The sequence below is a fragment of the Myxococcus sp. AM010 genome (assembly GCF_013372585.1).
Lineage (GTDB): Bacteria > Myxococcota > Myxococcia > Myxococcales > Myxococcaceae > Myxococcus > Myxococcus vastator.
In genome coordinates this window covers 68,490-84,650 of sequence record NZ_JABXEO010000009.1, presented here as the reverse complement: position 1 = coordinate 84,650, position 16,161 = coordinate 68,490, and the positions used below count along the sequence as shown (strand labels likewise).

Annotated in this window: 16 protein-coding genes; 9 read left to right on the top strand and 7 right to left on the bottom strand. The window is 68.4% G+C overall.

Annotation, left to right across the window (positions count from 1 at the left end; genetic code table 11):
• Window positions 1-102: 102 nt before the first annotated feature.
• From HV826_RS07515 to HV826_RS07505, 3 genes are all read left to right on the top strand, one after another.
• Window positions 103-1,158, top strand: a complete 1,056-nt coding sequence (locus HV826_RS07515) for a hypothetical protein (RefSeq protein ID WP_176416319.1) — start codon at window positions 103-105, stop codon at window positions 1,156-1,158.
• A gap of 192 nt (window positions 1,159-1,350) precedes the next feature.
• On the top strand, window positions 1,351-2,418 hold the full coding sequence (locus HV826_RS07510; RefSeq protein WP_176416318.1) for an alpha/beta hydrolase: 1,068 nt from the start codon (window positions 1,351-1,353) through the stop codon (window positions 2,416-2,418).
• Window positions 2,415-3,242 carry a MerR family transcriptional regulator gene (locus tag HV826_RS07505; protein WP_176416317.1) on the top strand — a complete coding sequence of 276 codons (828 nt, stop codon included), beginning with the start codon at window positions 2,415-2,417 and terminating at the stop codon, window positions 3,240-3,242. The genes HV826_RS07510 and HV826_RS07505 overlap by 4 nt, the downstream gene beginning before the upstream one ends.
• Before the next feature lie 65 nt (window positions 3,243-3,307).
• On the opposite strand, the gene HV826_RS07500 is transcribed toward HV826_RS07505, so the two are convergent.
• The 3 genes from HV826_RS07500 to mxcH form a co-directional block, all read right to left on the bottom strand.
• Window positions 3,308-4,351: an alpha/beta hydrolase gene (locus HV826_RS07500; RefSeq protein ID WP_255207684.1), complete on the bottom strand. Its 1,044-nt coding sequence runs from the start codon at window positions 4,349-4,351 to the stop codon at window positions 3,308-3,310.
• Window positions 4,352-4,429: 78 nt separating this feature from the next.
• A complete protein-coding gene (locus tag HV826_RS07495; protein WP_176416315.1) occupies window positions 4,430-5,695 on the bottom strand; it encodes a hypothetical protein in 1,266 nt (421 codons plus the stop codon).
• 57 nt (window positions 5,696-5,752) lie between these two features.
• Complete coding sequence (gene mxcH / locus HV826_RS07490) at window positions 5,753-8,353, bottom strand: TonB-dependent siderophore myxochelin receptor MxcH (RefSeq protein WP_176416314.1); 2,601 nt, start codon at window positions 8,351-8,353, stop codon at window positions 5,753-5,755.
• Between the two features lie 243 nt (window positions 8,354-8,596).
• Between mxcH and HV826_RS07485 the strand changes: the two genes are divergently transcribed.
• A complete protein-coding gene (locus HV826_RS07485; protein WP_217917021.1) occupies window positions 8,597-9,127 on the top strand; it encodes a hypothetical protein in 531 nt (176 codons plus the stop codon).
• 319 nt (window positions 9,128-9,446) lie between these two features.
• Here HV826_RS07485 and HV826_RS07480 read toward each other — a convergent pair whose 3' ends face one another.
• On the bottom strand, window positions 9,447-9,656 hold the full coding sequence (locus HV826_RS07480) for a hypothetical protein (RefSeq protein ID WP_176416313.1): 210 nt from the start codon (window positions 9,654-9,656) through the stop codon (window positions 9,447-9,449).
• Between the two features lie 31 nt (window positions 9,657-9,687).
• Between HV826_RS07480 and HV826_RS07475 the strand changes: the two genes are divergently transcribed.
• From HV826_RS07475 to HV826_RS07455, 5 genes are all read left to right on the top strand, one after another.
• Window positions 9,688-10,155 carry a helix-turn-helix transcriptional regulator gene (locus tag HV826_RS07475; RefSeq protein ID WP_255217081.1) on the top strand — a complete coding sequence of 156 codons (468 nt, stop codon included), beginning with the start codon at window positions 9,688-9,690 and terminating at the stop codon, window positions 10,153-10,155.
• Window positions 10,131-10,370, top strand: coding sequence for an SRPBCC family protein (locus HV826_RS07470; RefSeq protein WP_255217091.1), 240 nt, complete (start codon window positions 10,131-10,133; stop codon window positions 10,368-10,370). The genes HV826_RS07475 and HV826_RS07470 overlap by 25 nt, the downstream gene beginning before the upstream one ends.
• Window positions 10,371-10,515: 145 nt before the next feature.
• The gene (locus HV826_RS07465; protein ID WP_176416311.1) at window positions 10,516-11,043 is read left to right on the top strand and encodes a DUF1801 domain-containing protein; all 528 of its coding nucleotides are present in this window, start codon (window positions 10,516-10,518) and stop codon (window positions 11,041-11,043) included.
• 3 nt (window positions 11,044-11,046) lie between these two features.
• On the top strand, window positions 11,047-11,688 hold the full coding sequence (locus HV826_RS07460; RefSeq protein ID WP_176416310.1) for a hypothetical protein: 642 nt from the start codon (window positions 11,047-11,049) through the stop codon (window positions 11,686-11,688).
• A 21-nt stretch (window positions 11,689-11,709) separates the two neighbouring features.
• Window positions 11,710-12,960, top strand: a complete 1,251-nt coding sequence (locus HV826_RS07455; RefSeq protein WP_176416309.1) for a c-type cytochrome — start codon at window positions 11,710-11,712, stop codon at window positions 12,958-12,960.
• Window positions 12,961-13,026: 66 nt separating this feature from the next.
• Here the strand turns inward: HV826_RS07455 and HV826_RS07450 are convergent, their stop codons facing one another.
• The 3 genes from HV826_RS07450 to HV826_RS07440 all read right to left on the bottom strand — a co-directional run bounded on the left by HV826_RS07450 (window position 13,027) and on the right by HV826_RS07440 (window position 16,062).
• The gene (locus HV826_RS07450) at window positions 13,027-13,860 is read right to left on the bottom strand and encodes a sensor histidine kinase KdpD (RefSeq protein ID WP_255217080.1); all 834 of its coding nucleotides are present in this window, start codon (window positions 13,858-13,860) and stop codon (window positions 13,027-13,029) included.
• 484 nt (window positions 13,861-14,344) lie between these two features.
• Entirely contained in the window at window positions 14,345-15,367 is a 1,023-nt protein-coding gene (locus tag HV826_RS07445) for a deoxyhypusine synthase family protein (RefSeq protein ID WP_176416308.1), read from the bottom strand.
• Between the two features lie 200 nt (window positions 15,368-15,567).
• Window positions 15,568-16,062 (bottom strand): TetR/AcrR family transcriptional regulator, encoded by a 495-nt coding sequence (locus tag HV826_RS07440; RefSeq protein WP_368670862.1) that lies wholly within the window; start codon window positions 16,060-16,062, stop codon window positions 15,568-15,570.
• Window positions 16,063-16,161 lie beyond the last annotated feature (99 nt).

Sequence of the window (16,161 nt, the reverse complement as noted above, 5' to 3'; positions counted from 1 at the left end):
CCTGCCGACCCCAGCAAACATTGAAGCCCAGCACGCCTTCGGCCCCCCCGGTGCCACATTTGGGCAATACCCCAATCCCCGGGTTCCAGTGTCTAATGAGGCATGCACGGGCACATGTGGCAGTGGAGCACGGTGGGGATGTTCTTCTTCGGAATGGGAGCGCTCATTCCCACGTCGGCGCGCGCCTGTGTCGCGCCCAACTGCATGGTGGGGGTACGCTTTCCCCTCCCCGAGGGCGGCGGTGTGGTGCCCGCGAACATCCCCGGACTGGTGACGGTGCCGCCGCTGCTGGAGAACGTGGATCCCTCCACCGTCCGGCTGCTGCTGCCAGATGGAACACAGGTGCCCGCGACCGTCACGGCGGGCGCGCATCAGACGCAGGTCCTGGTCCCGGATGCGCCGCTGGAGCCAGGCACCACGTACCGCATCGAGGCGAAGGGTGTCTGTCAGTTCCAGCCGACCCAGACCGAGTCCGTGACCTTCACCGCCGGCCCCGCACTCCCCCTGCCCTCGACCACTGGCACCCTGACGGTCGACACGCCGGGCCAGTCCATCTTCAACGTGTACGGGGATTCGAGCTGCGGCACCAGACAGGTGAACGGGAACTTCACTGTGCTGCGCTTTACGCCGTCACCGGAGCTGGTGCCGTTCCTTCCGTGGGTGCATTGGACGGTGGAAGTGGACGGCGAGCCCTGGTCGTTCGCAAAGCACAGCGGGCTGACCTCCACCGGTGAGGAGAACCTCGAGCTGCGCCGCCATGAAAACAACCGGCAATTGCTCTTCCTCTTCACCTTCTGTGATTACGTGGGCTGCGCTGATTCCTACCAGCGGCCGCCAATCGACAGCCTCCCGCCCGGACGACACCGGGCCACGCTCAAGGCGACGCTGGAACACGCGGACCTCACGCTTCCCTCCGTGAGCGTGGACTTCGAGCTGGGCTGCGCGGCACAGGTCGCGAGCGCGGGAACCCACTGGGGGAGCGGATGCGCGGATGGTGGCACCGAGGTTGACGGAGGTCCCATGAACGAGGACCCGCGCCCCGCGCCAGTCGACGCCCCCAAGGGCTGCACCCAGGCCGGAGGCGGACTGACGGTGCTGAGCCTGCTCGCCACGCTCCGGCTGTGGAGCGGCCGGAGCTCGCGCCGCGCGAAGAACTGAGCGCCGAAGGGAAAGCGCGCCAGAGACAAGGCTCGAACCTGCGTCCAGCGAGGTGAAGCGCGGTTGCGCCGCACCCTCCGGCGGCGGGCGATGCATTCATGCGGGCGTGGGCCTCTTCCGCTTGACTCTCCCCCAAGGGGAGACCGCCACCCTCCGCGCATGTCACCCGAAAACACGTCTCGGAGGAAGGTTGTGGCGGTAGTCATTGGAACACTCATCGCGCTGGTGGGAGCGGCGGCGGGCACCTGGTGGTGGATGGGGCGAGCGCTCTTCCAGCCGGGCACCGTGGAGCAGGTGCTGGCCGCGCGGGGCGAAACGTTGGAGGTCCCCTCGGGACAACACGCGGACGCCTCATCCTGGCAGGTGGCACCGGACGTGCGGCTCCACCACGTGGCCGTGGGCGCCGGACGAGACGTCGTCGTTGTGCATGGCGGCCCCGGCCTCCCCCCGGCGACGCCGTGGCGCGCGGCGGCCATGACAGGCGACGCGCTGCGCTGGCACTTCTATGACCAGCGAGGCTGCGGCGCCTCTTCACGTCCCTTCACCCACGCGCCCCCCGGCGGCACGTGGCAGGCCATGCAGGCGGTGGAGGCCCGGCTGGGACTCGCCGCGCAGCTCGCGGACCTCGACCGTATCCGGCGCCTGCTCGGAAAGGAGCGCCTCACGCTGGTGGGGCACTCCTTCGGAGCCCTGGTGGCCGCGCTGTACGCCGCGGAGTGGCCAGAGCGGGTGGAGGCCCTCGTGCTGGTGACACCCGCGCCGCTGGTGACGATGCCCGCGGGCGACGGCGACCTCTTCACCCAGGTGCGGGCCCGGCTGGACGAGACAGGCCAGCGCGAGCTGGCGGCGTGGATGAAGCACACCTTTAACTTCCCGGCCCGCCTGAAGGACGACGAGGCCCGGCTCGCCGAGCACTTCGCCGCCTTCGGCCCACTGTACAGCCAGGCCCTGCGGCGCGGGCGCCCCGACGCGAAGCTTCCCGGCTCCGGTGCCGCCGGAGGCTTTCTCTCGCTGGGGCTCTACCTGAGCCTGGGCCGGCATCATGACTGGAGCGACTGGCTGCGCCGGGTGCGCGCGCGCACGCTCGTCATCCATGGCGCCCAGGACCTCCAGCCGCGCTCGGCCACTGCGCGCGTGGTAGAAGCGCTCCCCCACGCGCGGCTGGTGGAGCTGGCGGGCAGCGGGCACTTCCCCTTCGAGGAACAGCCCGAGGCCTTCGCGGCCACGGTGAGCGCCTTCCTTTCGGAGGAGGAGCGATGAGCGGACTGCTGTATTCCATTGGAGAGACGTCGCGCATCACCGGTCTGACCGTGAAGGCGCTGCGCTTCTACCAGGAGAAGGGACTGCTCGAGCCCTCACGCGTGGACCCCTCCTCCGGCTACCGCTACTACACCGAGCGCGACATCGCCCTGGCCCATACACTGCGCGCGCTGCGCGACCTGCAGCTGTCCCTGGAGGAGATTCAGGGCGTGCTCGCGGAGCTGGGCCGGGGCGACTCGCTCGCGGAGCAACTGGCGCGCGTGCGAGCCCGGCTCGCCGAGGAGGCCGCCAGCGCGCAACGCTCCGTGCTCGCGCTGGACACGCTGCTGCGGCACCAGGCCCAGGCGGAGGCGTACCTGCGCGCACCGCCGCCACTCCTCGAGCGCAGGCTCCCTCCGGTCCGCGTCGCCGTGCATCGAGCACGGGGGCGGTACTCCGACGCGTCGGTGGTCTTCCCACGGCTGTTCGCCGCGTGCGGCCCCCACGTGGCCGGTGCGCCCTTCTGCCTCCTGCACGAGGCGGAGTATCGCGAGCATGACGCGGACCTGTCCTGGTGTGTCCCCCTGGCACCTGGGGCCACCCCAGCAGGCGTCTCCATCGAGGAATTGCCCGAGGTACAGGCAGTCGTGCTCGTCCACTCCGGGGCCCCCGACTCGGTGGGCCCTTCCTGGGCCCGCCTCTTCGCCCACCTCCATGCGAGGGAGCGCACCCCCACCCTCCCTCTGCGCGAGACGTACCTGCGCGTGGGCACGACGGATGGCACCTCCTGGCTGACCGAGCTCGCGCTGCCTTGGGAAGGGAACGGGCTTCGGAGCAAGGGCTGAGGCGCGCGGCGCGCCAACCGGACCAGGCTCCCGGCCCGACGAGAAGAGCCGGGGCCCGCGCGAGCTCAGTCGGCGCCAGGAAGCAGCGAGGGCGCGGAGAAGAAGAGCAGCCCCCGGTTCAGCATGGGGAGCCAGGCGCTGTAGTGGTCGTCGCCGGGAAACTCCAGGTACTGGACCTCGAAATCGCCGCCGCCCATTGCCGCGAGCTCCGCGGCGAGCTCGCGCGCATTGTCGACCATCCGCCGCTCAGCGGCGAACATGCCCCGCGCTCCCGCGCTCTTGCGCGGCTTCTGCTCGAGCCCCCCTACCGTGAGCAGCACGCGCGCCTTCACCGGTGTCCTCGCGTACCGCGCCAGGAAGGCCTTCTTCTCGGTGAGCACGTAACGGTCGTTCCACCAGATGGACGGGCTCCCCGCGATGAAGGTGTCGAAGGACGTGGGCCTCGTGAAGAGCGCATGCAGCACCAGGAGCCCCCCGTAGGAGTGGCCCATCAGCGCGGTGCGCGAGCCATCGACTGACAATCTCGATGCAAGTGCCGGCTCGAGTTCCTTCTTCAAGAAGTCCAGGAAGCGATCCGCCCCGCCCTGCTTCTTCGATGACCGGTCCCCCGTGTCCGAGAGATTCGGAGCGGGCGGCGTGTAGTCCTCACCGCGTGCCTGGTCGTGGTGGGCCGGAGCTCCCGAGTAGGTCAGCCCGACGATGACCGGCGTTACCGCCGCGACGCCGAAGCCCCGCGCGAGCCTGGGGAGGACGCGGGTGAGACGCTCCAAGGTGGGAAAGTGTGCACCGCCATCCAGGAGGTAGATGACCGGATGGCCGGCGGCGGGCGCCGCGCCCTCGGGAACCGCCACGTACACCCGGTGGGTCCGTCCAGTGTGGGTCGAGTCGAGCTCGAACTGGAAGGTGTCCGGGAGCGTCACCGGAGTCCCGTCCACCCGAGCCACCGGCGTGGCGCGTGGCACCGGCCGCGCGGAGCAACTGGCGGTCAGCAGCCCCGCCGCGAGGAGCAGGTGAACGCACGTCAGGTGGCCCGCGCCTCGGGCCAGGCGCGCGGAGCGTGCGGCGAGCGGCGGGTTCAGCAAGCGCGACCCAGGGACGAAGAGACTCATGGCGGGAGACCCATTGATGACAAATGAAGCGGAGCCCCTGCCCATGCGCGGCGGGGGCTCCGGTCGGAAGGCGGACGGCTAGCGGATCCGGAGGAGGCCGCGCACCTGACCCTCGACGACCGTCTTCGCGTCCCCGAGGCCCGACTCAGGACTCATCAGACGGAAGCGCGTCTGGGCGTTGTCATTGATGAACTCCGGCAGCACCAGGAGCTCACCGGGGTTCTGCGGGATGGTGCGGCCGTTGGTGGGCACGAGGTCGTCCCGGACGACGGGCGTCGCGGTCGGCGCGTCGCCGAGGGTGACCTCCCACAGGCTCCACCAGGCGCCCACGGCGGCGCTCTGTCCGTGGAACGGCCGCTCGGCGGCCACCGCGGCGTCCCAGGCGGCCTGCGCGGCGGCCTTGTTCATCACCCGCAGGTAGCCCTTGCCGGGCGCTCCCGGCAGGAGCATGCCGGCGATGTCCCCCTCGGTGTCGGGGGCGATGAAGGCATCCAGCGTGGTGAACCAGTCATCGAACTCACCGGCAGTGGGATCGAAGCGGACCATGCAGGGCGCGCCGGTGGTCCCGGGAGACACGAAGTGCGCGCCGCTGCCCAGGGGCTCGGTGGCGTAATAAATCTTCCCATCCGTGTGCTTGACGCCGTCGCGCGCCCAGCCGCAGCGATCGTCGACCTTGACGGTCACCTCGTCCGTCTGCGTGTCCACGATGACCAGCGCCGTCTTCGCCGGAACCGTCCTCACGTCCGCGGCGTGCCAGCCGCCGGCGATGATGACGTCGTCGCCAGCGGTGACGGCCAGGCTCTGCGAGTAACGGAACGTGAAGTCGCCGTCCTTGAGCTGGGACGTCAGGTCCTTGGACGTGATGATGGAGAGGTCCTGGGGATTCCAGATGACCAGCCTGTAGTTCACGTGGTCGAAGTAATAGGCCTTCGTCTCGCTGACGAAGTAGTGCTGGGACTGATAGCCATTGACCGCGGCGACGCCCTGGCTGGTGAACGAAAGCGCATCACCGGCCCTGAGCGAGCCGTCCGCGTTGAGGGTGTACGGCGTCACCGTCGGCACCCGCGAGCTGCTGACGATGAACTTGCCGGTGCCCGGAAGGCCGGCGGCGATGTACGAGTCCGCGGGAAGCTCGACCGCGTCGCCAATCCCGACGGTCTGCTCCTCCTCGATGTCCTCCAACGTCACCAGGTAGCTCTGGGTGTTCCCACCGGCGATGGCGACCTGGGTGATGGCGACGTAGAGGGGCTCGGTGGTTCCGGCGTCCGGAGGCGTCGGGTCCTCCGAATCCGAGCAGGCGGTGGCGAACACGGCGAGGGTCAGGAGTGCGGTTTTCAGCTTCATCGGGCTTCCTTTGAGTGGAGGGGGCCTGCGAGAGACTCGAAGCGCCGCATCGCGCGCTTAGAGGTCAACCGTGGCGCGCGCGGTGAACGCGCGGCCCGGCTTCTGGACACCGACGATGTCGAAGGCGGGAGCGTCGGTGAGATTCTGGAGATTGAAGGAGAAGGAGTAGGCGCGTCCCTCGAACCGGGAGCGGTAGGTGAGCGCGGCGAAGTGCAGCACCTGGGTGGGCACCCGCGCCTTGTCGCCCCCCCGCCCGGCGCTCTCCCAGGAGCGGTAGAACGACTCGACGAAACGGGTCGTCCACTCCAGGCCGAGGGCGTCCACGGCGCTCAAGAGCTGACGCTTCTGGAACCGCGCGGTCGCGGAGGCCTGGAGCCAGGGAATGTTGGGCATGCGGTCCCCGTGAAACCGGGCGAACTGGCCGTCCTGCGCGAGGTTGCGGAAGTTGAGCCAGGTGACGGTGCCGGTGAGCCCCACCCAGTCACCGGGTGAGGCCCAGTCCAGCCCTGCATGCGCAGAGAAGGAGCGGGCGTGGTCCACGTTCTCGTAGGCCTGCGTGGCGTCGCCAGGGAAGAGCTGGATGAGGTTCTCGACGTCTCGGACGCCCGCGACCGCGTTGGCACCGAAGCGGCCAACGGACGTGACGAGGGGGAGGAGCTCCACGCCCAGGTTGGCGTTGTGACTCGACTCGGGGACGAGCGCCGAGTTCTCCACGAGCAGTCCCCCATCGCCGAAGAGCTCGTCCACCCTCGGCATCCGCGTTGTCCGCTCATAGGACGCCTTGAAGAGCAGCCCACGCGTCAGGCTGAAGCGCAAGGTGTCACCGAAGCCACCGGCCCACCGGCGCTCCGCGGCCTCCTGCCTCGTCCCCGAGGCGAAGCGCTGCAGGTAGCCCTTCACGAACACGGTGTTCTCCAGCCGGCCTCCCCAGAGCAGCTGACGATGGGAGAGCCCTCCGAAGGACGACGTGAGCGCGAGCGGCACCCGGAGGGGGTCCTCCTGCTGCAACCGGGTGAGGTAGGCGTTCTCGCCGCTTCGGTCGCTGTCATCGACGCCGAGCGAAACCTCGAGGTCCTCCGGGTCGAGCAGCGTCCCAAGGAGCCGCACGCGCCCGAACAACGTCTGCCGCGTCTGGGTATTCTCCAGCGGCGTCGAGCCAATCTCCCCAGCTCTCGCCCGCGTCGCACGACAGGCTCCGTACCAGTCATATAGACAGTCGGAGGCGTCGAGGAACTCGCCCACACGCTGGTTGTACCCGGCGATGGCGAGCACCTTCAGCCGCTCGTGAGGCGACACCTCGTAGCGCAGCCCGAGGCCCCAACTCTCCTGTGCGGAGGTGACCGCGCCGTAGGGCTGGATCATGTACTGGTCGTGTGGGACCTCCTTGTCGTAGCGGCCGAGGTAGCCATTGAGGACGAGCCGGTCGACTCCCGGCAGCGCCTCGAGGCCCACCTCGATATCGCCTCCGGTGCCCTGATAGGCGTCGTGGTTGCGGCGCAGGGCGCGCGGTGAGACGCGCCCCGTCTCCGGGTCATCGACAGGGACTGTGACGACGTAGTCGTTCCGCGCGCGGTCGTGGAACCCCGCGGCCCGCATGAAGACGTGCTCGTTGGCTCGCCACGTCAGCCTGCCGGTACCGCGGTAGCTACCGAAGGACCCACCCTGGAGCGAAAGGGACGCGCCGGTTTCGGGCGACGCGAGGCCGGAGCGCAGGTGGATGGCACCTCCCAGCGCGTCCGTCGCGAGCCGCACCGGGACAACGCCGTTAAAGACCTCGAGTTGCCGGATGAGGGAGACCGGAACACTCCCGAGTCCGTAGACATAGGGCGAATACTCGATGGGGACGCCGTCGAGGAGGACTCGCACCTGGTCGCCGGAGAGGCCCCCGAGCGAGAGCTGGGTCCGGCTCCCCATTCCACCCGTCCGCTGGACCTGCACGGCGGAGGCCCGCGTCAGCACCTCCGCGAGGTCCTCGGCGCGCTCATGGGCCTTCTCCAATTCGACGACGTCCACCGCCTCCGAGCCGCGCACCAGGGCGCGTGCTTCGGTCGACCTGGCGCGCACGACAGAGGTGAAGCCGGGGGGCGCTGGCTCCTCGGAGGGCCGCGCGGGCGCCTCCGCCGCGGGCGTGTCGGACGTGGCCTGGGCGACCTCCTCGGAGCCTCCCGGCGCGACGTCGGGAGGACGCGCGAGGACGAAGTGGTGGATGAACTCGAACTGGCAGGGTACCGGGCTGCCGTCCTGCATCGCCGGGGAGAAGCGCGCGTTCTCGAGCGCGCTCACGGCCGCCTCGTCGAGCCCGTGCCCAAGTCCCTCGACCACCTCCCCGCGCGTGACACGTCCCTCCGCATCAAGCGTCAGGAGGAGCTTCACCGCGCCCTCCACCCCCGCGGCCTGGGCGCCGGGCGGATAAACCGCCTCTGGCTGGGCCAGCAGCACCGGAGGGATGACCCCGCCTGATGGCGCAGGCCCGCCCTCCCCCTCCGTCGCCCGCGGGGGCGGTGTCCCGCTGGAGGGGGCAGCGGAGGTCGTCTGTGCCGGGGGCCCGCTCGCATCCTGCGCTCGCGCGACGCCATTCGACAGCAGGGCCAGGAGCGCGAGCGTGGAGACCCGAGAGGACGGCGCGGGGGCGCCCCGCCAGCGACGAAGTGTGGGCATGTTCACGGTGGGCAGACAGGGTTCGCGGGCGTGAGGATGATGTCGATATTGATACTCATTATCAACCTCATGACCTCCTATCAGTGGCGGAGGTGAGGGTCAATTGGAGAGGTGCACCTCCAAGGGAGAAAGCAGCTCCACACTCCCTCAACATCTCAACGCGATGGTGGGGACAGGTCGACACGGTCGCCCATGAGGGCGCTGTGAACACATGGGGAATCGACCCAAGGGGAGCGCGAAATCATGAAACCCGTCTTCGTGGCCACCGCTGTCATGTGCCTCGCCGTCAGCCCGGCCTTCGCCTCGGATTGCGAGGACCTGCCCGCCAAGGGACAGGCGAGTCGTCAGAAGAAGTACATGAAGATCAAGGCCGAGAGCGAACACGCCGCGACGGACTGCGTCGCCATCCGCAACAACGACGCCCTGAATACGGGCCACGGCATCACGGTCGACTGCCGCATCCACTTCCGCCCCCGGAACGGGGGCTGCTACGTGGACTACTCGCCCTATGGGGACCCCAACAAGAGCCTCTCCCGACATCCCGGCTGCGATGCGGGCAAGTGGGCCTGGGCTCGCGGCGTGGACATGCACACGGGCGAGTCCGCCACGGACCCGAAGGGAAAAACGTACACGGGCAGCGTCCGCTTCAACATGATGAAGGCGGAGTACGAGCTGAAATACACCGTCCAGGTCGGAGACAAGAAGAGCGACAAGGCGCTGGAAGACACCTACGCGGCGACCCTGAAGAAGATCTGCATCCGAAAGTCCAGCTAACGCCCGGGCGCGGTGCGAGTCGGCGAGGCGGGTGCGCTATCACCGCTCTCTCGCCGACACGCGGGTCCCTGCCGGTGAGCGCGAGCTCCTCGCGTGCCCCGGTCCACCGGTCGATGACATTCGAGGCGGGAGATGCCAACTGGGCATCGTCGATGATTCTTTCGATGGCCGCTTGCAGCGGGAAATCCATCAAGATGGTGCCGAGCCGCCGAGCCCCAGCCGGGGCATTCAGGGGGTCGTTCAGATAGCTCAAGAGCCACGAATTCAGGCTCCACGCCATGGCCCGCGGGTTCGGCGTGCAGCTCACGAAGGTGACGTATCAGAAGGGGTCCGTCGGCCCGCCGTAGGCGCCCCCAGAGGGCCTGGCGACCTCGCCGGACGCCTTGTCGAGGTGGTCGCTGACCTTGCCCCACCTCACGGTGAGCGCGTCCTGGTAATGGTCCTCCACGTCGACGCCGTCCTGCTGATAAATCCCCTTGTTCCAGTTGGGCCAGAGGATGCCGTAGTTCGCGGCGCGCTTCGTTGACATCGTCTCTGGGAGGCGTGAGGCATCGTTGAGGATGACCGCGCGGAATCGGCGGAGGGCCGTCGAAGCCGCGCTCTTCCTCGACGAACAGGCGGGCGAGCCGCAGACGCTCGAAGCGCTCGCGGCGAAGCTCGGCTTGAGTCCGTTCCACTTCCTCCGAATCTTCCGCGGCGTGCTCGGAGTCACACCCCATCAGTACCTCGTCCACATGCGCCTTCGTCAGGCCGCGCGATTGCTCTCGACGGATGCGCCCATCACTCGCATCGCCTACGACGTTGGCGTCGGGGACCTCTCCAACTTCGTGCGCGCCTTCCGCCGCGCGGCAGGCGTTTCTCCTCGTGCGTTCCGGATGGCATCGCGCGGAGATCGCAAGCTTCTCCAAGAGAAGCTGGCGCTCTTCACACCCGATTGGCTCCCGGGCTCGTCGTCGACACTCGCCTCGAACCGGGAGCCCGCGTGGTCACCTTTGGCAACGGGATGGTGGTCAGGGAGCCCATCGTGACGGTCGACGACGAGGGACGACGCCTCGTGTGGGGCGCGGAAGGTGGCCCGATGACCCACTACAACGGAGCGGTCCAGGTCTTCGTGGGAGGCACGGGGAGCCGAGTCGTCTGGACTGCCGATTTCCTGCCCCATGAGGCCAGCGCCGTCATCGGCCCGATGCTCGAGGCCGGCATGGCCGCGATGAAGAAGGCGCTCGACGGGCCGGGCACCTGAGCCGCTGTTCCGCCCCGGACTACCGAGCGGGGTGACTGGCGAGAACTTACGTCTGGCGGAAAGAAGCCCGCCAGGCGCAAACGTGAAGGTTGACCTCGACAGCGCGGGCCGCTCAACTCGCCCTTGGGACGTTGGAGTGGACACCATGACCGCCAAGACAGCCAAGTCAGCCAAGTCAGCAGCCCCCAAGTCCAAGAAGGCCACGGCGAAGAAATCAGCGGCAGCGCCCAAGGCCACCGCGGCCAGGCGCAAGCGCCCCGCCGCGTCCGCCAGGCCAACCCTCCTCTCTGGCGGCAATCCGCAGATTGCGAAGGGCTCCGGCGACGCCCCCATCCGGGCCTACATCGAAGCCATGCCGGGCTGGAAACGCGACGTCGGGCACCGCCTCGACGCGCTCATCGAGCGCACCCTCCCGGGCGTGAGCAAGGCGGTCAAATGGAACTCGCCCATGTACGGAGTCGAGGGCCAAGGCTGGTTCCTGGGCATCCACTGCTTCGCGAAGTACATCAAGGTGGCCTTCTTCCGTGGCACATCGCTGCGCCCCATCCCACCCGGTGCGTCCAAGAGCCAGGACACGCGCTACCTTGATATCCGCGAGGACGAGCCGCTCGACGAGGCCCAGTTCGTCGCCTGGGTGAAGCAGGCCAGCCAACTGCCCGGCGAGCGCATGTGAGGCGTGCCCTCCGCGAATGACGTCCGCCTCGCGCCACGGCGGTCCGGCCTGGACGCGAAGTGTGGGCAGGCCTGGGGCGCCGCCACGGACCTCCTCGTACTCCTGGTGCGCCCCTGCTACGCTCGCCGGATGCTCGCCTGCATCAACGCGATGGACGCCACCATCAGGGACTTCTCCCAGTCCTTCTGGGTCGACATGGGCCTCTGGTCCTTTGGCGCGGTGTTCCTGAATCGCGTCATCCTCATCCACGACCAGCGGCCCTCCACGGAGCCACAGCCCAGGCCGCCCATGTTCCGGCGGGCCTTCTTCCTCCTCGTCGGAGCCGCGTTCATCGTGTTGCTCGCCGCGATTCTGGCCGGCGGACCGTTCCTCAATTTCGAGGCGCAGGACTTCCACCAATGCAGGGTGAGTCGCCCCATGTTGTTGGCGCTGGTGGCCAGCCCCATCGTGCTCTTCGTCCTGCAGTCCGCGTTCTTCCAAGGGCCCGGCAAACGACTGTTCCGTGACAGGAAACGAGTCGCCCTCGTGAGTCTGGTGCTCTCGTCGCTCCTGCTGGCGACGGGGATGGGGATTGCCCGCGATGTGTTCGTCCTCCCCAACCTCTGCGAGCGGTCCGTGCAAATAATCTCCTCAGGCGCCTACTGACCCAGCCAGGTGCCTCCCACCGTGGACCTGCGCTCCCTTCCGCTGAGCTACCTGGCCGGCGTCGCCATCCTGGTGGCCACGGCCGGAGGAGGCTTCGTGCTGGTCCGCGACGCCGACGTGCTGGCCCTGCGCCTTCCAACGAAGGTCCTGGCGCCCACGAAGCGAGCGCCCGAGACGCCACGGGACGCGGTGGAGCATTTCCAATGCAATCGGTGCCACGTGGTGCCTGGCATTGAACCGGCGTCTGCGCCGCTGAGCGAGAACTGCGTGAGCTGCCACCAGGCCATCACCGCCGGGCGGCTGGACCCCTGGTACAAGGCTGCAGAAGTCCAGCGGTGGAAGGAGCACCTCACGCACCTGATGAGGACCCCAGACCTCGGCTCATTGGGCCAACGGGTCAAACGGAGCTGGCTCATCGCCTGGCTCCAGGCGCCGCACATGGTGAGGCCGCTCTACGGCGCCACCATGCCCCGAATGAAGATTGGCCCGAAGGACGCCGAGCGCATCGCCGACTTCCTCGCGGTGACCGAGGAGGAGTCCGAAGAGCCACCGCGCGGTGACGCGGCGGTGGGCCGGGCGCTCTACGAAAAGAACGCGTGCGCGAGCTGTCACTACCGTGGTGACGCCCCGCTCGCGGCCCTGCGCTACGGAGCGCCGGAGTTCCGCGCCCCCTCGGCCCGGAGGCGAGCCCCGAACCTCCGGTATGTGCGCAGCCGCATGTCACTCGCGCAGCTGCGGAGCTGGCTGCGCGCGCCCCACAGCATCCTCTCCGACACGGAGATGCCCACCTTCCCGTTCACCCCGCAGCAGGTCGAAGACCTGGCGGCCTTCCTGCGCGAGCCCGTGCCGGAGGTGGCGGCCGGGCCTCGGCCCCCGTACAAGCCCCGCCTGCTCGAGCGCGCGGTGCACTATCCAGAAGTCGCGCGGAAGCTCACGCGCCACCTCTGCTACCACTGTCACTCCGACAGCAGGAGGGCCGGAGACCAGGGGCCGGGCAACTCCGGTGGCTTTGGCTATGACGGCGTCTCGCTCGACCTGGCCACGCGAGCAGGCATCCTCCGTGGCATCAAACGGGACGGTCAGTTCCGAGGGCTCCCGGACCGGATGGAGGATGGCACGCCCCGGCTGGTGGCCAGCCTGGTCGCCCGCCACGCGGAGCTGGACGGGCACGCCCATCCGTCCGTGACGGGCATGCCCCTGGGCTTCCCGCCCCTCCCGGATGAGGACATCGATTTGATCTTCACGTGGATAGAACAAGGCGCGCCCGAATAGGTGCGTTGCGCCCACCTGGAAGCAGGGAGAAGCGCGCAAGGCCCAGACGGGCCTTGCGCGCACGCCTCAGGCCGAGCGCCGCTGCTCCGAGGCCGCGTCCAGCGGAAGGGTGATGGTGAAGCAGGTCCCCTCCTCGGCGGAGCTCGTCACGGTGGCCTTGCCTCCATGCGCTTCGGCGATGCCCCTCACGAGGGGCAGTCCGAGCCCCCAGCCCTTCTCGGCGCTCTCCGTCGCGGACCTCGTGCGGTGAAACGGCTCGAAGATGGTCTGCAATTCACCCGCGGCGATGGGGGCGCCCTGGTTGCGCACCTGGAGCACCACGTGGTGCTCGTTCCGGTCGAGCACGACTTCAACCGGGGTGCCCGGCGCGCCGTACTTCGCCGCGTTGGAGGACAGGTTCTCCACGATGCGGCGCAGCGCGAGCGGATCCGCCTCCATCTTGAACATGCCCTCCGCCTTCAGGACGAAGCGCTCCGAATAGATGGCCGAGAGTTCGTCCAGGGCCTGAGCCGTGATGGTGTGGAAGTCACACGCCCCCAGCTCCAGCGCCACCCGCTTTCCGGCCTTGATGCGGCTTGCGTCCAGCAAGTTCTGAATCATGCGCTCCGCGCGGTCCAGGCTCCCGCTCACCCGCGCCACGGAGGTCTGGACGCTCGGGAGGTCCGCATGGCGCCGCCCCAGCATCTGCACGCCCATCTTCGCCGCCGTCAGGGGCGTGCGGAGGTCATGGGTGAGCGCCGCGACGAACGTGTCCCGGAGGTTCTGCTCGACCTTCAGCTTCTGGATCTGATTGCGAAGGTTGATTTCCGTCATGATGGACGCCGTCAACTCCTGCATCACCGTGAGGTCCTGTGAGCTCCACTCGCGCACCTGGGGCTGGATGCAGCAGAAGGTGCCCATCCGGGTTGATCAACGGGAGCTGCCGGCTCTCTCGGAAGGGCGAGGGCAGACCGAAGTCCGCCTTGAAGAACTGCCGGTCCGCGTCCACCAGGGACATGATGGTCAGGGGGACGTCAAGGAACTGCGCCGCCAGGCGAGCGAGCCGATCAAAGGCGTCTTCCTGCGGCGTGTCCATCAACCCGGTCTCCCGGATTGCGTGCAACCGGTTCGGGTCCGTGAGGCGGCGGTTGCACCGCTGCGTCCGCGCGAGCGAGGACGCGTCCAGTTCACCGAGAAATTTCATGAGGTGATTCTAGGTCGATGCGCGGGCGGTGGAGCGCCCGAATCCGGGGCACGCTCGCTCGTCCGTTCACCAGCCTACTTGTAACGCGGGTGACCTACGCCGGGGGCTTGCTCCCGGCATCCGCTCGCCGCGTCGTGGGCGCGCCACCCATGCTGCTGAACGTGCGGGGCGGTGTGCCTTCCGCCCCGCACACCGCGGTGCCTAGCGCTGGTGCCGGGCGATGAGCGCGTTCGCCGCTTCCGGATTGCGCTTGCACTCGAGCAGGGCGCTGAGCATCAGCGGCGCGACAATGGTGGCATCCGACTCGATGACGAACATCGGCGTCGTCTCAGTCAGCTTGTCCCAGGTGATCTTCTCATTGGGAGTCGCGCCCGAGTACGAGCCGTAGGACGTCGTCGAGTCGCTGATCTGGCAGAAGTAGGCCCACGGCTTCACCGGCTTCTGCAGGTCGTACTTGATCGACGGAACGACGCAGATGGGGAAGTCACCGGCGATGCCGCCGCCAATCTGGAAGAAGCCGACGCCCCGGCCCTCGGACAGCTCCTCGTAGCGGTCGTAGAAGTCAGCCATGTACTCAATGCCAGACTTGACGATGCTCGCGTTGCAGTCGCCCGCCTTCACGTAGGACGCGAAGATGTTGCCGAACGTCGAATCCTCATAGCCAGGGACGACGATGGGCAGACGGCGACGCGCGGCCTCCAGCAGCCAGCAGGCCTCCGGGTCACCCTCATACACAGAGGGGTCGAGCGCCTGGATGAACTCGTAGAAGTACTCGTGCCAGAAGCGGCGCTCGCCCTTCTCGGTCGCGCCCTTCCACATCGGGACGACAATCTTCTCCACCGCGCGGAACGCCTCATCCTCGGGGATGCTCGTGTCGGTGACCCGGCGCATCCGCTGCTCGAGGATTCGCGTGTCGTCCTGCTTGGTGAAGTAGCGGTACTCGGGGAAGTCCTTGTACGCCGTGTGCGCGACGAGCCGGAAGAGCGACTCCTCGAGGTTGGCGCCCGTCACCGACAGGCCATGAATCAGCCCCGCCCGGATGGCCGGTGCCAGCGTGATGCCGAGCTGCGCCGACGACATCGCGCCCGCGACGCTCCAGAACATCCGGCCACCATTCGACACGTGCTCCCAGTAGGACAGGAGCGCATCGCGCGTCGCGCGCGCGTTGAAGTTCTTGTAGTTCGAGAGGACGAACTCGAGAACGGGAAGTTCGGACGAGGACATGTAGGCCTCCAGCAACAACGTGGTGAAGGCTCGGGAGGCGCACGCCTGGCAAAGCCACCCGAGGACACCCTACGGTCGCAACGAGATGTCGCGGCCGCCATCGGAGCGTCAAGTGGCTCCGGGCTAGCTAACACAGGAGGACCGCGAGTCGCCACCGCGTTCCACGCCCCCCTGGTTGGCCCCCAACAGTGCCGCCCGCCTCAGATGCGCTGAACCACCCGCAGCGCGAAGCGCACGAAGCGCGCGTCCAGCGGCTCCTGGAGCATGAGGCGCTGCCACACCAGGCCGGAGAGCACGTTGACCACGAGCTCCCGGTCCGCGGGCCGGCGGTCGGCGAGGCACGCCCGGAGCTCGTCACCTCGGGGGCGCACCAGTTGGGCGATGAGCCGCCGGTGGAGGTCCTCGTCGAATTGCGCCTCCGCCATCAGCGCCCGCAGCACGGGCGCCGCCTCCGCGGCCCCCCGGCAGAGCTCCACCAGCGTCGAGGACAGGGAAGGCTTGCGCCGGCTCATACGGGGCGCCTGGCTCACCCACTCGGAGAACGCGTCGAGCACCAGCGCCCCCTTCCCCGGCCACCAGCGGTAGAGGGTCTGCTTCCCGGCCCCCGCGCGCTTCGCCACGTCGGCGGTCGTCACCGCCGCATAGCCCTTCTCCAGCACCAGCTCCTGCGCCGCCGTGAGAATGGCCACGCGCACGTTTTCGTCCCTGGGTCGTCCTGTCCGCATCACACGCCTTTACGAGACCTCGGGTCTCGGAAACAACCCATTTACGAGACTCATGGTTCCGAAATCGCG

Excerpts from the sequence above, each read along its gene's own strand:
- HV826_RS07515 (WP_176416319.1), top strand. The coding sequence starts at position 103 with ATGCACGGGCACATGTGGCAGTGGAGCACGGTGGGGATGTTCTTCTTC.
- HV826_RS07505 (WP_176416317.1), top strand. The coding sequence starts at position 2,415 with ATGAGCGGACTGCTGTATTCCATTGGAGAGACGTCGCGCATCACCGGT.
- HV826_RS07500 (WP_255207684.1), bottom strand. The coding sequence starts at position 4,351 with ATGAGTCTCTTCGTCCCTGGGTCGCGCTTGCTGAACCCGCCGCTCGCC.
- HV826_RS07495 (WP_176416315.1), bottom strand. The coding sequence starts at position 5,695 with ATGAAGCTGAAAACCGCACTCCTGACCCTCGCCGTGTTCGCCACCGCC.
- mxcH (WP_176416314.1), bottom strand. The coding sequence starts at position 8,353 with ATGCCCACACTTCGTCGCTGGCGGGGCGCCCCCGCGCCGTCCTCTCGG.
- HV826_RS07485 (WP_217917021.1), top strand. The coding sequence starts at position 8,597 with ATGAAACCCGTCTTCGTGGCCACCGCTGTCATGTGCCTCGCCGTCAGC.
- HV826_RS07480 (WP_176416313.1), bottom strand. The coding sequence starts at position 9,656 with ATGTCAACGAAGCGCGCCGCGAACTACGGCATCCTCTGGCCCAACTGG.
- HV826_RS07475 (WP_255217081.1), top strand. The coding sequence starts at position 9,688 with ATGACCGCGCGGAATCGGCGGAGGGCCGTCGAAGCCGCGCTCTTCCTC.
- HV826_RS07470 (WP_255217091.1), top strand. The coding sequence starts at position 10,131 with ATGGTGGTCAGGGAGCCCATCGTGACGGTCGACGACGAGGGACGACGC.
- HV826_RS07465 (WP_176416311.1), top strand. The coding sequence starts at position 10,516 with ATGACCGCCAAGACAGCCAAGTCAGCCAAGTCAGCAGCCCCCAAGTCC.
- HV826_RS07450 (WP_255217080.1), bottom strand. The coding sequence starts at position 13,860 with ATGGGCACCTTCTGCTGCATCCAGCCCCAGGTGCGCGAGTGGAGCTCA.
- HV826_RS07445 (WP_176416308.1), bottom strand. The coding sequence starts at position 15,367 with ATGTCCTCGTCCGAACTTCCCGTTCTCGAGTTCGTCCTCTCGAACTAC.